Origin of the sequence: Buchnera aphidicola (Cinara pseudotaxifoliae) (assembly GCF_900128595.1) — a bacterium.
GTDB lineage: Bacteria > Pseudomonadota > Gammaproteobacteria > Enterobacterales > Enterobacteriaceae > Buchnera_F > Buchnera_F aphidicola_J.
On sequence record NZ_LT635893.1, the window covers coordinates 83,434 to 98,118 of the forward strand.

12 protein-coding genes and 1 tRNA gene are annotated in these 14,685 nt (G+C 23.1%); 10 read left to right on the forward strand and 3 right to left on the reverse strand.

Going from position 1 to position 14,685, the window contains the following annotated elements; translation table 11 throughout:
- Positions 1-76: 76 nt before the first annotated feature.
- The gene (gene metG / locus BUCIPSTX3056_RS00390; RefSeq protein WP_075474510.1) at positions 77-1,717 is read left to right on the forward strand and encodes a methionine--tRNA ligase; all 1,641 of its coding nucleotides are present in this window, start codon (positions 77-79) and stop codon (positions 1,715-1,717) included.
- A gap of 7 nt (positions 1,718-1,724) precedes the next feature.
- Here metG and tilS read toward each other — a convergent pair whose 3' ends face one another.
- The gene (tilS, locus tag BUCIPSTX3056_RS00395; protein WP_075474511.1) at positions 1,725-3,056 is read right to left on the reverse strand and encodes a tRNA lysidine(34) synthetase TilS; all 1,332 of its coding nucleotides are present in this window, start codon (positions 3,054-3,056) and stop codon (positions 1,725-1,727) included.
- Positions 3,057-3,076: 20 nt separating this feature from the next.
- Positions 3,077-3,149: transfer RNA gene (locus BUCIPSTX3056_RS00400), tRNA-Val, on the reverse strand.
- A gap of 220 nt (positions 3,150-3,369) precedes the next feature.
- Here BUCIPSTX3056_RS00400 and BUCIPSTX3056_RS00405 point away from each other — a divergent pair.
- Together BUCIPSTX3056_RS00405 and tyrS are read left to right on the forward strand one after the other, a co-directional pair.
- Complete coding sequence (locus BUCIPSTX3056_RS00405; RefSeq protein WP_075474512.1) at positions 3,370-4,005, forward strand: endonuclease III domain-containing protein; 636 nt, start codon at positions 3,370-3,372, stop codon at positions 4,003-4,005.
- Between the two features lie 174 nt (positions 4,006-4,179).
- Positions 4,180-5,463, forward strand: a complete 1,284-nt coding sequence (tyrS, locus tag BUCIPSTX3056_RS00410; protein WP_075474513.1) for a tyrosine--tRNA ligase — start codon at positions 4,180-4,182, stop codon at positions 5,461-5,463.
- A gap of 43 nt (positions 5,464-5,506) precedes the next feature.
- Here the strand turns inward: tyrS and BUCIPSTX3056_RS00415 are convergent, their stop codons facing one another.
- The gene (locus BUCIPSTX3056_RS00415) at positions 5,507-5,866 is read right to left on the reverse strand and encodes a HesB/IscA family protein (protein WP_075474514.1); all 360 of its coding nucleotides are present in this window, start codon (positions 5,864-5,866) and stop codon (positions 5,507-5,509) included.
- Between the two features lie 657 nt (positions 5,867-6,523).
- Between BUCIPSTX3056_RS00415 and BUCIPSTX3056_RS00420 the strand changes: the two genes are divergently transcribed.
- From BUCIPSTX3056_RS00420 to pheT, 7 genes are all read left to right on the forward strand, one after another.
- Positions 6,524-7,576: a 3-deoxy-7-phosphoheptulonate synthase gene (locus tag BUCIPSTX3056_RS00420; protein WP_075474515.1), complete on the forward strand. Its 1,053-nt coding sequence runs from the start codon at positions 6,524-6,526 to the stop codon at positions 7,574-7,576.
- A gap of 162 nt (positions 7,577-7,738) precedes the next feature.
- Positions 7,739-9,673: a threonine--tRNA ligase gene (thrS, locus tag BUCIPSTX3056_RS00425; RefSeq protein ID WP_075474516.1), complete on the forward strand. Its 1,935-nt coding sequence runs from the start codon at positions 7,739-7,741 to the stop codon at positions 9,671-9,673.
- A 3-nt stretch (positions 9,674-9,676) separates the two neighbouring features.
- Complete coding sequence (gene infC / locus BUCIPSTX3056_RS00430; RefSeq protein ID WP_075474517.1) at positions 9,677-10,213, forward strand: translation initiation factor IF-3; 537 nt, start codon at positions 9,677-9,679, stop codon at positions 10,211-10,213.
- A gap of 60 nt (positions 10,214-10,273) precedes the next feature.
- Positions 10,274-10,471 carry a 50S ribosomal protein L35 gene (gene rpmI, locus BUCIPSTX3056_RS00435; protein WP_075474518.1) on the forward strand — a complete coding sequence of 66 codons (198 nt, stop codon included), beginning with the start codon at positions 10,274-10,276 and terminating at the stop codon, positions 10,469-10,471.
- Positions 10,472-10,516: 45 nt separating this feature from the next.
- Positions 10,517-10,876: a 50S ribosomal protein L20 gene (gene rplT, locus BUCIPSTX3056_RS00440; RefSeq protein WP_075474519.1), complete on the forward strand. Its 360-nt coding sequence runs from the start codon at positions 10,517-10,519 to the stop codon at positions 10,874-10,876.
- 170 nt (positions 10,877-11,046) lie between these two features.
- Positions 11,047-12,012, forward strand: a complete 966-nt coding sequence (pheS, locus tag BUCIPSTX3056_RS00445; RefSeq protein WP_075475003.1) for a phenylalanine--tRNA ligase subunit alpha — start codon at positions 11,047-11,049, stop codon at positions 12,010-12,012.
- Positions 12,012-14,405, forward strand: a complete 2,394-nt coding sequence (pheT, locus tag BUCIPSTX3056_RS00450; RefSeq protein ID WP_075474520.1) for a phenylalanine--tRNA ligase subunit beta — start codon at positions 12,012-12,014, stop codon at positions 14,403-14,405. Before pheS ends, pheT begins: the two co-directional genes overlap by 1 nt.
- The last annotated feature ends 280 nt before the right edge of the window (positions 14,406-14,685 follow it).

Here is a 14,685-nt window from a genome sequence, read left to right on the forward strand (position 1 = left end):
GAAATTAAAAGATTTTTTAATATTTTATAACTTTTAAATAGTATTAATTTATCTTATTATATAATTATGGTCATTTATGAAATCTTCTATTAATAAAATGTTGGTAACATGTGCTTTTCCATATGCTAACGGAGATATACATTTAGGACATTTATTGGAACAAATTCAAGCAGATATTTGGGTACGATATTTTCGTATGAAAAATCGTTCAGTTATTTTTATTTGTTCAGATGATACGCATGGTACAGCAATTATGTTACAAGCTAAAAAATTGCAGATTAGTCCTGAAAAATTAATTCATGATGTGCAAAAAAAACACAAAAAAGATTTTTTACAATTTTCTGTAGTTCATGATTATTATTCATCTACACATAGTAAAACTAATAAAAAATTTTGTATAAAAATATATAACCGTTTATTGAAAAAAAATTTTATTAAAGAAAAAAAAATTATTCAATTATATGATACGCATTTAAAGATGTTTTTATCAGATCGATTTATCAAAGGTACATGTCCACAATGTAAATCTAAAGATCAATATGGTGATAATTGTGATGTTTGTGGAGCTATTTATGATGCAACTGATTTATTAAATGCTACTTCTGAGTTATCACGATCACCTTTAAAAAAAAAATTTTCTAACCATTTGTTTTTTAAATTATCTGTTTTTTCAGATTTTTTGAAAAAATGGATTAATTCTGATGTTTTACAAGTATCGGTTTTTAATAAAATTAACGAATGGTTATCTAGTAATTTGAATTCTTGGAACATATCTAGAGATAAACCATATTTTGGATTTTTAATTCCTAATTATACTAATAAATTTTTTTATGTATGGATGGATGCTCCCATCGGATATATTAGTTGTTTTAAAGAATTATGCAGCATAAATCAAGATATAAATTTTGATGATTATTGGTCAATAAATTCTAAACATGATTTATTCCATTTTATCGGTAAAGATATTATTTATTTTCATGCTTTATTTTGGCCAGCTATATTAGAAGGATATGGCTATAGAAAACCTACAAAAATATTTGCGCACGGTTATTTAACATTTAAAGGTTTAAAATTATCTAAGTCAAAGGGATCTATAATAACTGCAAGTAAATGGTTATCTTTTTTTGATTCGGATTCTTTGCGATATTATTTTTCTTCAAAATTATCTAATACAATTAAAGATATAGAAATGAATTTATATGATTATGCACGTAAAATTAACTCTGATATTGTAAATAGTATAATTAATTTAGCTTCGCGTAACGCTTCTTTTTTAGAAAAATATTTTTGTAATATTTTATCTAATGATATAATTAAATCAGTGGTTTATGAAAAATTTATTAGTTCTTCTTTCGAAATTGAAAAATTATTTGAAAATAGAAAATTCTCTTTAGTTATACAAAAGGTTAGATATTTATCTGATCTAGCTAATAAATATATTACTGAGAATAAACCATGGATTTTAATAAAAAATATATTTAATAAACAAAAAGTTCATCAAATTTGTTCTTTAGGAATTAACTTATTCAGAATCTTGATGATTTTTTTAAAGCCTATTATGCCTGTTTTAGCTGTTAATGTAGAAAAATTTTTAAATACATCTTTAATGTGGAAAAATATTCATGAACCTCTTATAAATCATAAAATCAATAACTTTTCTTGTTTATATAAACGTATTAAAATTAGTAGTATTGATGATTTTTTGTTACAGATATAGCTAAAATTTAGAAAATACGATTCATCCATACAATTTTTATGTATCGTGGAGAATTAAGAGATACTGTGTGAATTGTAAATATTCCAATAGCAGCAATGAATTTATCATTATAAAATAATAAAGGTATTGTGTTTCTAAGCCAAGGAGGGATATTATATTTTTGCCAAATTTTTTTTATGCTTATTGTTTTTTTTGTTGTGCTATTTACGTATTTTTTTTTGATATAGAAACGAATGTTGACCAATACGTTTTCTGAAGGATAAGGAAGTTTATAAATATCTTTTTTTTGTTTTTTTATTTTTCTTTTTGAAGGTATTAATGTTCCTAAATAATTTGGTAATTTTAAAATTGTATTTATTTTTTTCCAATAAAGTATTTTTTTTTTAATATTCTTTCCGGGATAAATATAATAAATTGTATTTTTGAATCTTCTTATTTCATGATTATGAAAAATTATTTTCTTGTTATAATAGTTTTTATTATGAATAATTTCTTTATATGTGCGTTTTAATATATAATAAGTAGGGTTTTTAGTGCTGTTTTGGTGGAACCATTTTTTTAAAATAGAATATTGAGCTTCTTTTTCAAGATTTTTAAAATTTAACAAAGATAACGATCCATCAGGAAAAATATTTTTTTTTAAAAAATATAAAATAAAAAAATTTAAAGATTGTTGATCTTGGGTAAGTATTTGCATACTCTTAGTACAGTTTTGTAAAAAACTTGGCCATTTTGTGTATATTTTGGATAGAATTATGTTTCTTAGAAAATTTCTATCATACTGAATAATTTTATTAGATTGATCTTCTACCCACTTTAAATTTTTTTTTTTTGCCCAAGATATAATTTTTTTTTTTGGTGTGAATATTAAGGGTCTTACAATTTTCATTCCATGATACACAGAACTATATTTCATTCCGGATAAACCATCTATACCACTTTTTCTTTTGAGAGATAAAAAAAGATTTTCACATTGATCATTAAGATTATGTGCTGTTAATAATATTTCTTTTAATAAAATATGTTTTTTAAAAATTTCAAGTCTTTTTATTCTTGAGTAACCTTCAATGCCATATTTATTATTTTTTGGTATATAGATATTATCTAATATTATGTGTATGTTTTTTTTTTTGCAAATATTTTCACAATGTTGTTGTGAATGTAAGGAATGTGAATATAAATGATGATTTATATGTATAGTTCGAATTTTGATATGTTTGAATTTTTCTTTATATATAAATAATTGATGCAATAATACTATAGAATCAACTCCTCCGCTTAAAGCAAGTAAAAAGTTTTTTTGTTGAGGATATTTTAAGAATAATTTTTTTATAAACATTTTTGATATGATCACTTTTTTACGTTCGAGTGGATTTGAACCACTAACTTCTACTATGTCATAGTAGCACTCTAACCATTGAGTTACGAACGTATGTAATATAAATTATCGCGTATAAAATGATATATAAATAAATATATTATATTTTATGAAAATTAAAATTAAATTATGATTTAATTATATATTATGATAATAATATCATAAAAAATAAAAATAATATATATTTAAAAATTAGATGTTACTACATTAATTATATAATTTTGAAATATTTCATAAATTATTTAAATAAAAAATTTTTAATATTTTTTAAAATATGAATAAAAAAAAACGTATTATTATTTTAAAAAAATTTGAACAATATTGTTCAAATCCAATAATTAAATTAAAATATAAGACATATTTTGAATTACTAATTTCTATTATGTTGTCTTCTAAATCATCTGATTCACAAGTTAAAAAAGTTACTAAAAAATTATTTGTTTATGTTCAAAAACCATCAGATATATTACAGATAGGTTATGATAAGTTAAAAGTAATCATTCAATCTGTAGGATTATTTAATAAAAAAGCTTTAGCGATTATTAAAACTTGTCGAATTTTAAAGAAGCTATACAATGAAAACGTACCTATAAATCAAGATGAATTATTATTGTTACCTGGAGTAGGGAGAAAAACTGCAAACTTGTTTTTAAATATTATTTTAAAAAAAAATTTTATTGCTGTTGATACGCATGTATTTAGAGTATCTAATCGTACTAAATTTGCAGAAGGCATATCTACTTATCAAGTAGAAAATAAACTGTATAAGTGTGTACCTATTAGATTTCAATCTCGTCTTCACAGTTGGTTTGGATTACATGGACGACATTTTTGTCGATCTATATCTCCAAAATGTTCAACCTGTATTATCAATACGTGGTGTGAATATTCTTATAAAAGTATTAAGTAAATTCAAATAATATAGAAATTTATAGTTTAAATATTATTTAATAATTTTATATTGTAATTTATGAATATGGTTTTAATATGATACGTTATTATTGTTAGGATGTAATTTTTATATTTGATATTTTATATATAAATAATATTTTTTATTAATATTCAATATTTATAGGTTATCAGAATGATAAAAAAAAATGTTTTAGATTTTTTAGAAAAGAAAGGTTTTTTTTCTCAAATTTTTAATAAAATAGATTTATATAAGCATATACAACAAAAAAATGTTCGTTTGTATTGTGGTTTTGATCCAACCGCCAGTAGTCTGCATATAGGTCACTTATTACCGATTTTATGTTTAAAATATTTTCAAAAATTTGGTCATACTCCTGTTATGTTAATTGGAGGAGCTACAGGTATAGTTGGAGATCCAAGTTTTAGAATGAGTGAACGGCCAAGATATTCTTTAGAAGTTTTACAATTTAATCAAATTTGTTTAAAAAAACAATTATTATTTTTTTTTAATAATAATAGTTTTATTAATAATAAAGCTATTATATTGAATAATTATTCTTGGTTTAAGGATATTTCAATGTTGTTTTTTTTAAGAAAAATTGGGATATATTTTTCTATTAATAATATGATTCATAAAGAATCAGTTAAAAAAAGGTTAATAGAAGAAAAAACCGGCATGTCTTTTACAGAATTTTCATATAGCTTATTACAGGCATATGATTTTTCTGTGTTATATAAAAAATACGGTGTTACAGTACAGATAGGTGGTTCGGATCAATGGGGTAATATTTTATCTGGTATACGATTAATTAAAAAATTATATAAAAAAGAAGTCTTTGGTATAACAAATCCATTATTAACTGCATCAAATGGAGAAAAAATTGGGAAAACAGGCAATCATACTATTTGGTTAGATTCTAAAAAAACTAGTCCATATAAGTTTTATCAATTTTGGATTAATATTTCAGACAATGATATAAATAATTTTATTAATCTGTTTTCTCCTATTCATATTGAAGCAAAAAATGAAAAGTTTAATAATACTAATGATATTCTTAATTTAAGAAATAAAAAAATTTTTTTAGCAGAATTTTTAACTAAATTTGTACACGGAAAACATGCTTTAAAATCTGTGCAACGTATTATACATTTTTTATTTGGTCCAGGTTCTAAACAAGATATTACAGAAAATGATTGTGAACAACTTATTCAAGATGGTATTCCTTCTATTGTTTTTAATAATTATTTAGATTTATCACATGCTTTAGTTAAAACTAAATTGTCTTCTTCCTTAAATCAAGCTCGTAATATGATATTTTCTAGTGCAATTCGTATAAATGGAAAAATACAAAATGAAAAAGATTATTATTTTGTTAAGTCAGATTTTTTATTTAATAAATATACATTTTTATGTCGAGGAAAAAAAAATTATGTTTTAATTTTTTGGAAAATATAATCTTTATATTGTAAAGTTTTTATAAATATTAAGTTTCAATATTTTAGATATTGAAGCTTTCTCCACAACCACATACAGTAGTATGTTTTTTATTTATAAATATAAAAGAAGAATTTAACCCTGTTTTAGAAAAATCTATTATGGTAGTATATAATCGTGATATTATTTTTTTTGGAATGAAAAATTTAATAGATTTAATTGTATAAATATAATCTGAATTATTTATTTTTTTTTCTAATTTTAAAATGTATTTAAATCCAGCGCATCCTGATTTTTTTAATGTTATTTTAATTCCATAACTATTTTTATTTTTTTTTAGTAAAAATAATATTTGTTTTGTTGCTTGTTTGGTTAATTGAATAGGTACAGTCATTTGTTGGTTTTTTTGTATCATAACATTCATTATTATGCTTTTTCCTGAAAGAATATTTTTTTCAAATTAAATATAATTTTTTTATTTGATTTTTAAAATAAATTGTAAGTATATTGTTTTTATGTGAATATGTAAATAGTAATTTTAAATTATATGTTTATTAATATTAAATAAAAGATATTTTAAAATTTTTTAGATATTAAATATTTTTATTATTAAATATATAATTTAATGACTATTTTTTTAAATAAAATAGTATCTATATTTTAAAAATTTTTTTTGAATTTTTTTTGAATTTTTTTTGTTTTTTTTTTTGTAAATAATTAATTTTATTTTAAAATAAACAATGATTTAAAATATAGCAATGTTAATTTAATTAAATGTGAAATGCTAATCATTTAGATGATTATTTATGTTTTTTTATAGTATATATGTTGATAATGTTATAGATTTATATATTTAGTCGTATTAATTTTTTATTACGTGATTTGAATATGGTATTATATGGTTATTAAGAAGATAATATCTGTATCAATTTTTTTTGTATGAACAATTATTTATATTAATATCTATAGATATAAGATAAGATATTTGACTTTTAAATATATTGAATATATTTTATAAATGTTAATGTATATTTTTTATTAAAATAAATTTGAATTGTTGTTAAATTATATTGAGAATAAGATGAAAAGAAAAGATGAATTAGTTAATGAAAAAAATAATGGATTTTTAATTACTCCATCCACTTTGTCTGATCGTTATCCTGCAACATCAGATGTACATGATTTAATTAGATCTACACGAAATAATATAAAAAATATTTTGTTAGGCCATGATAAACGTTTATTAGTAATTATTGGACCGTGCTCTATTCATGATCCTATTGCTGCTATTGAATATGCAAAAAAAATACAAATATTACGTAATAAATATTCTAAATTTTTAGAAATTGTGATGAGAACTTATTTTGAAAAACCACGAACTGTTTTAGGTTGGACAGGTTTAATTTCTGATCCTGATTTAGACGGTAGTTTAAATGTAAACGCAGGTTTATCTATAGCTAGAAAATTATTATTAAAAATTAATAAGTTAGGTGTGCCTACTGCTACAGAATTTTTAGATTCTATAGTTAGTCAATTTATTTTTGATTTGATCAGTTGGGGCGCTATTGGTGCGCGTACAACAGAAAGTCAAGTTCATAGAGAATTGGCTTCTTATTTACCGTGTCCTATAGGTTTTAAAAATGGAACAGATGGAAATATTTTAATTGCAGTAGATGCAATTCGTTCAGCCAAAGCTAGTCACTTATTTTTATCTCCTGATCAGCAAGGAAAAACGGTAATTTATCATACTACTGGAAATTCCTGTTCTCACATTATTATGCGTGGAGGGAAAGTACCTAATTATCATAAAACAGATATTAAACACGCTATTAAAAAATTAAAAATTTTTAATTTACCAGAACACTTAATTGTAGATTTTAGTCATGCCAATTCTTTAAAAAATTATAAACGACAATTAATAGTTTCAGATTCTGTTTCACGTCAAATTTACGATGGATCTACAGCTATATCGGGTGTTATGATTGAGAGTTTTTTACAAGAAGGTTCTCAAAATTTATGTGATTTAAAAAATTTAAAATTTGGTCAATCTGTAACAGACTCTTGTTTGGGATGGAATGATAGTTTTTTTTTAGTACAACAATTATCTAAAGCTGTTGAAAGACGTTTTAAATAAATTTTTATAAATAAATTTATTTAGAATAATATAGATATTTTTTTTATTGTTTACTTGATTTACACAAGATATAGATATTATTTATAATATCTTAGATTTATATAATATTTATTTTAAATAGATATATATCGGATACAACATTAATTTTTATAAGGATTAAATATGCCGATTATTATATCGTGCAACGGAGTTGATAAAAGTTATACGGAAGTAGTTACTGTAAAAAAAATTTTAAAAGATATTTATCCTACACATACATCAAGTTTTGTAGCCGGTTTGGTAGATAATAAATTAGTTGCTTTGAATACTATTATATCTAAAAATTCAACGATTGTAATGATTGATGATAGTAATCAAAAGTTTTTATCTCAAGTTAAAAGATCTTGTATTCAGTTATTACATCGTGTATTAAAGGAGATTTGGTCTGATGTTAAAATAGCTAATTCATGTATCACTGACGTTGGGTTTTTTTGTGACATTGATATGTCGTATATATTAAAAAAACAAGATTTACAGAAAATTTCTAAAAAAATGCTAAAAAAAATTTCTACGGAGTATAAAATATTTGTTAAAAATATTAGTATATCAGATTTTTTGGATTTTTTAAATAAAAACAATGAAACCTATCAGATTGATATTTTTCGTGAAAAATGTAAAAAAAAAAATGCTGTTGATGTTTGTTATCATGAAGATTATTGTGAATTTCATGATCATTCTCAGGTTTCTAATATTAAATTTTGTAGATATTTTATTTTACAAGATGTATCAGGAGCTTATTGGGATAATAATAAGAACAATAAAATGTTACAAAGAATTCATGCAATAGTTTGTACTTCAAAATATCAGTTATTAAGATTTTTATCTGTTTTAGAAGAATTAAAAAAAAGAGATCATCGTAAAATTGCAAAGTTATTAGATTTATATCATATTCAAAAAGATTCACCAGGTATGATATTTTGGCATAAAAATGGATATATTATTTTTAGACAATTAGAACAGTTTATTCGTGATCATCTGGTAAGACATAATTACGAAGAAGTTAAAAGCCCGATTATTATTGATAAATCTTTATGGGAAAAAAGCGGTCATTGGGAATACTACAATGCATCTATTTTTGTGACTAAATCTGAAAATAGAGAATTTTGTATTAAACCTATGAATTGTCCAGCTCATGTTCAAATTTTTAAAAATAAATTACAGTCTTATAAAGATTTACCGATACGCATATCTGAATTTGGAAGTTGTCATAGACAAGAATCATCTGGTTCATTGCACGGATTAATGCGAGTACGTGGATTTACTCAAGATGATGCTCATATTTTTTGTACTCAAAAACAAATAAAAAAAGAACTAAATAATTGTATTCATTTGTTACTTGATTTATATAATACTTTTGGTTTTAAAAAAGTTATTATTAAGGTTTCTACTCGTCCCGTCAAAAGAATTGGTAGTGAAAAAACATGGAATCAAGCAGAAGAAGATTTAGAGTATGTATTAAAAAAAAATAATTTACCTTTTCAATATCAAGTCGGAGAAGGAGCTTTTTATGGTCCTAAAATTGAAATTGCTTTAGAAGATACTTTACAAAGAATATGGCAATGCGGAACAATTCAATTAGATTTTTATTTAGCACAAAAATTAAATGCTTTTTATATTAATAAAAATAATATAAAAAAAAAGCCAATTATTATTCATAGAGCTTTATTAGGTTCAATAGAAAGATTCATAGGTATTTTACTTGAAGAATTTAGTGGTAAGTTACCGATATGGTTGTGTCCTGTTCAAGTAATTGTAATTAGTGTGTCTACTTCGCATACTTTATATGTACAAAAAATGGTACAAAAATTATTACTACATGATATTCGAGTTATTTTTGATACTACTAATACAAGTATTGGATTGAAAATTCGCTCTTCTATTATACAGAATATACCATATATTTTAATATGTGGAGATAAAGAAATACAAAATAAGTATATTACGATAAGAAATCGGTTTAGTAATAAACAATGTAAATCTACAATTGATTCTTTTATTAAAAATATAAAAAATAATATTAAAAATCGTAGTATTCAAGATTTTATAATGGAGGGTTAGAGTATTAAAGTCGGAAAAAAAAATCAATTATCTCGTCCACATCGCGTTAATTATGAAATTCGTTCTGCTGAAGTGCGATTAACGGGTTTAAAAGGTGAATCTTTAGGAATTGTTAGTATTCATCAAGCACTGGAAAAAGCTAAAATACAGGGATTCGATTTAGTTGAAATAAGCCCTAATTCTAAGCCTCCAGTATGTCGTATTATGAATTATGGTAAATTTTTATATGAAAAAAATAAAGCTCTTAAAAAACAAAAAAAAAAACAAAGGATTGTTCAAATTAAAGAAATAAAATTTCGTCCAAACACTGATGAAGGTGATTATCAAGTTAAATTAAGAAATTTAATACGATTTTTAAAAGATGGTAATAAAATAAAGATTACCTTAAGGTTTAGAGGTAGAGAGATGACTCATAAGGATATAGGTATAAATATGTTAAATCGTTTAAAAAATGATTTGTCTACATTAACTTATGTTGAATCATTTCCTACACGAATTGAAGGTCGGCAAATGATAATGATTTTATCTCCAAAAAGATAAAAAAAATGCTATTAATTAGTATATATTTTATTAAAAAAATATTTTTATTTTGGAATTTTTATGCCTAAAATTAAAACTTTACGTAGTGCTGCTAAAAGATTTAAAAAAACTGCTTCAGGTCAATTTAAACGTAAACAAGCAAATTTACGTCATATTTTAACTAAAAAAAGTACTCATAAAAAACGGGATTTACGTAAAAAAATTGTTCTTTCTTCATCAGATCATGCAAGGGTTACTACTTTTCTTCCTTATCTATAATTTCAGAACAATGTTTGTTTAGACGATACATATAGGAGATTTTTAATGGCACGTGTTAAAAGAGGCGTTACAGCACACGCTCGTCATAAAAAAATAATTAATTTAGCAAAAGGATATTACGGGGCGCGTTCTCGGGTTTATCGTGTTGCAAAACAAGCAGTGATTAAGGCCGGACAATATGCCTATAGAGATAGACGTAATAAAAAAAGAAGTTTTCGGAAATTATGGATTGTCAGAATTAACGCAGCTGCACAGAATTATAATTTATCATATAGTAAATTTATTCATGGACTAAAAATATCTTCTATTAATATTAACCGAAAAATGTTAGCAGAAACAGCAGTATATGACAAAGTTGCATTTGAAGCGTTAATAGAATGTTCAAAAAATTCTATGCATTTGTAATAAATTAATAAAAAATTTTATAAATTTATCAGAGGGAGAATCATTAATCTCCCTGTGTATAGTAAAACTTTTTGTTTTTTGCATATGTATTGTACAATAAATATATTGGTATACACGTGAAACTACAACATGAAATATATAAATCGATAAAAAAAACTTTATATCATGCTATGCATGAAATAAAAAAAATTGATGATTTTACGTCGCTTAATAATTTTAAGTCAAAATATTTAGGAAAAAATAGTATTTTATATGCTTATTTTTCTAAATTAACTACTTTAGAGATTTCAGAACGTAAAAAGTTTAGTATTCTATTGAATGGTTTTAAAAAAAAAATTCAAGATAAGATTAATTATAAAAAAAAGAAGTTACAGGATAATAAAATCATTCAAGAAAAAAATAAACATTTTTTAGATTGTACTTTGCCTGGAAGAAGAATTGAAAAAGGTAATTTACACCCTCTTACAATTGTTATCAATGAAATTAAAAAATTTTTTAATTGTTTAGGTTTTAAAACATTTTATGGTCCAGAAATAGAAAATACATATTATAATTTTGATGCTTTAAATATACCTAATGATCATCCAACCAAAAGTATGAATGATACTTTTTGGTTTGATGTAAATCATGTGTTACGAACACAAACATCTAGTATGCAAATTAGAATTTTAGAAAAATATTCTGTTCCTATACGAGCAATTGTTCCAGGAAAAGTATATCGTCGTGATTATGATCATACACATACTCCTATGTTTCATCAAATTGAAGGTTTAATTGTAGATACTGCTATTTCTTTTTCACATTTAAAATGGATTTTAGAAAATTTTATTATTAAAATTTTAAATAAAAATGTAAAAGTACGTTTTCGCAGTTCGTATTTTCCTTTTACTTGTCCATCAGCTGAAATGGATATTCAAGATAAACATGGAAAATGGTTGGAAATATTAGGATGTGGCATGGTTCATCCAAATGTCTTAAAACATTGTAATATTGATAGTAATGTATATTTAGGAGGTGCGTTTGGCATTGGCGTAGAAAGAATAGCTATGTTAAAATATTCAGTTTCGGACATTCGTTGTTTTTTTGAAAATGATGTACGATTTTTAAAACAATTTTGTAATAGTGAGAAATATTGATGAAGTTTGGAGAAGAATGGCTACATAGCTGGATTGACCCATCTATTTCGAATAAAAAGATATGTAAACAATTAACAAATTCTGGATGTGAAGCAGAATGTATTCCTAAAAAACAGATTTATATAAATAATGCAATTATTGGTCAGATTATTTGTAAAAAATTATGTTTTACGAATAAAAAATTAATAAGATATACAGTACGTATTTATTATAATAAAAAAATTTATATTTTATTTAAAGATAAACAATATTTATTGGTAGGAACTAAAATATCAATTATTTTGTCCCATACAGTTTTTCAAACAAAAACGCATATTACATCATCAGATATAAAAAAAACCATATTACATAATACTTTTGGTTCGTATCATTTATTAGGAATAGAAAAAAATAATCATGATATTGTTGTTTTTACGTATGATGCTATGATTGGATCTAATTATATTCGTTATGTACATATAAATAAACATATAATGAAATTTTTTATTCCATTTAATAGATCAGATCTACGTTCTATCTGGGGTGTTTCACGTGAAATAGCTTTATTGAACAATTTGCCTATACCTAGATTAAAATATCCAGATGTATTATTAAATATTCATGCATGTAAAAATAGTACAAAGATCATGATTGATCATGATCATATCCAATATATTTTTTGTGAAATATATTCAATAAAATTTCAGTCTATTTTACCTATTCATATTCAAGAAAGATTAAGACATGCAAGTATGCTTACAGATAATATAATTAAGAACATTATTAATTATATATTTATTGAAACTGGTCATTGGTTTCATGTGTTTGATTTAAATAACTTGAATAAAAAATTAAATATATATAGTTTAAAAAAAAAAAAATTTATTGGTAAAACATATGATCAACAAATTTGTTTACAAAAAGGTACTGTGGTTTTATCTGATTCTAAGAATATTTTATCTTTTGAAGATATGGAATATTCTGAATATTATAGAGTTAGTCGTCATACAAAAAATTTATTTTTAGGATCTATATGTTTTGATCCTTTTTTTATACAAAAACGATGTTTATTAGTACCTTTAATTAATAGACAAGTAGAATACTCTAAATATAATATACATCCTACTTTACAAAAAAATATTTTTCAATATGCACAGCAATTAATAAAAAATATATGTGGAGGAAAATCTTCTACTTTAAAAACGTATTACATGAAAAATCCTACTTATAAATCTACTGTATTATTATTGACGCTTAAAAAATTAAATAAAATTACTGGAATTTCTTTTTTAAGAAAAGATGTATTAACTATTTTGAAAATTTGTCATTTTTCTTGTTTTGAAGATAAAAATAATTTTTATGTTACACCGCCGTTTTGGCGTACTGATATTAGGATTACTGAAGACGTAGTGAGCGAAATTATTCGCGTTTATGGTTATAAAAAAATTTTATCAAAACCGTTGGTAGAATATATAAATATTGCAAAAAATAAACATAGAAATATATCATTATCGCGAATTAAGTTATTTCTGACAGATCGTGGATATTTTGAGACTATTTCGTATAGTTTTATAAATCCCGTGATACATAAACATTTTTTGTCAAACAATAATATTGTAAAAATATGTAATCCTATTTCTAATGATATGTCTGATATGAGATCGTCAATATGGATTAATTTACTAAATTGTATTTCTTATAATCAAAAACGCCAACAAGAATCAATTCGATTTTTTGAAACTGGTTTATGTTTTTTTTCAAACAAAAATAATTGTGCTTCTATAATGCAAACTGAATATTTATCTGCTGCAATAAGCGGTTTTATTGGTCGTCGTGAATGGTATTTAAAAAACAGAAAAGTTGATTTCTATGATTTAAAAGGTGATGTTGAATCTATTTTAAATATTTGTGGTAAGTTAAATCATGTAGAATTTATTTCAGAAAAATATGTTGGATTATGTTCTCAACAAAGCGCAGGAATTTATTTATCGGGCCAATTGATTGGTAAAATTGGCGTATTAGATATTTCCTTTCATAAAATTTTTGACTTAAAAGATTCAGTAGTTTTATTTGAAATCATATGGGAAAAAATTAATAGTTTTTCACATATTAAGAAAAATCCTATATCTTTATTACCAAACAGTAAAAGGGATATTTCTATTATAGTTTCTGATACTATTTTGAGTAAAGATATTTTAAATGTATGTCGTAACAGTGTTGGTATATGCATTTCGGATATCTATATATATGATGTATATACTGGATTGAATATTCCTCCAAAAAAAAAGAGTGTATCTATTTGTTTTGTTTTTCAAAGTACTGATAGTATGTTGCATGAATCAAGTATTAATTCTAATATTTTAAAGTGTATACAAGAATTAAAAAATAAACTAGGAGCAGTTTTAAGAGATTAAATTATTATGGTTTTAAGTAAAATATAAATTTTAGATGATTTATTTAAAAATAAAAATTAAGCAAATAAAATGTCAGGTATGTAATAGAATTTTTTTTTAAAAGATGAGGAAATTTTTAACAAACAGATGAAATAAAATCATTTAGTTTTTTAAGTTTTATTTTAAAGATAAAAATAATTGAGATAAAATTCAAAAAATATAGTACGAATTTTTTCTAATGGAATAAAAATTCTTTTAAATTTTTTTTAAAATTATTTTATTGAATAAAATTTTTACAATT

Coding starts and splice junctions, on each gene's coding strand:
- pheS (WP_075475003.1), top strand. CDS start 11,047: ATGCATGAAATAAAAAAAATTGATGATTTTACGTCGCTTAATAATTTT.
- pheT (WP_075474520.1), top strand. CDS start 12,012: ATGAAGTTTGGAGAAGAATGGCTACATAGCTGGATTGACCCATCTATT.
- BUCIPSTX3056_RS00415 (WP_075474514.1), bottom strand. CDS start 5,866: ATGAATGTTATGATACAAAAAAACCAACAAATGACTGTACCTATTCAA.
- BUCIPSTX3056_RS00420 (WP_075474515.1), top strand. CDS start 6,524: ATGAAAAGAAAAGATGAATTAGTTAATGAAAAAAATAATGGATTTTTA.
- rplT (WP_075474519.1), top strand. CDS start 10,517: ATGGCACGTGTTAAAAGAGGCGTTACAGCACACGCTCGTCATAAAAAA.
- tilS (WP_075474511.1), bottom strand. CDS start 3,056: ATGTTTATAAAAAAATTATTCTTAAAATATCCTCAACAAAAAAACTTT.
- metG (WP_075474510.1), top strand. CDS start 77: ATGAAATCTTCTATTAATAAAATGTTGGTAACATGTGCTTTTCCATAT.
- rpmI (WP_075474518.1), top strand. CDS start 10,274: ATGCCTAAAATTAAAACTTTACGTAGTGCTGCTAAAAGATTTAAAAAA.
- tyrS (WP_075474513.1), top strand. CDS start 4,180: ATGATAAAAAAAAATGTTTTAGATTTTTTAGAAAAGAAAGGTTTTTTT.
- thrS (WP_075474516.1), top strand. CDS start 7,739: ATGCCGATTATTATATCGTGCAACGGAGTTGATAAAAGTTATACGGAA.
- BUCIPSTX3056_RS00405 (WP_075474512.1), top strand. CDS start 3,370: ATGAATAAAAAAAAACGTATTATTATTTTAAAAAAATTTGAACAATAT.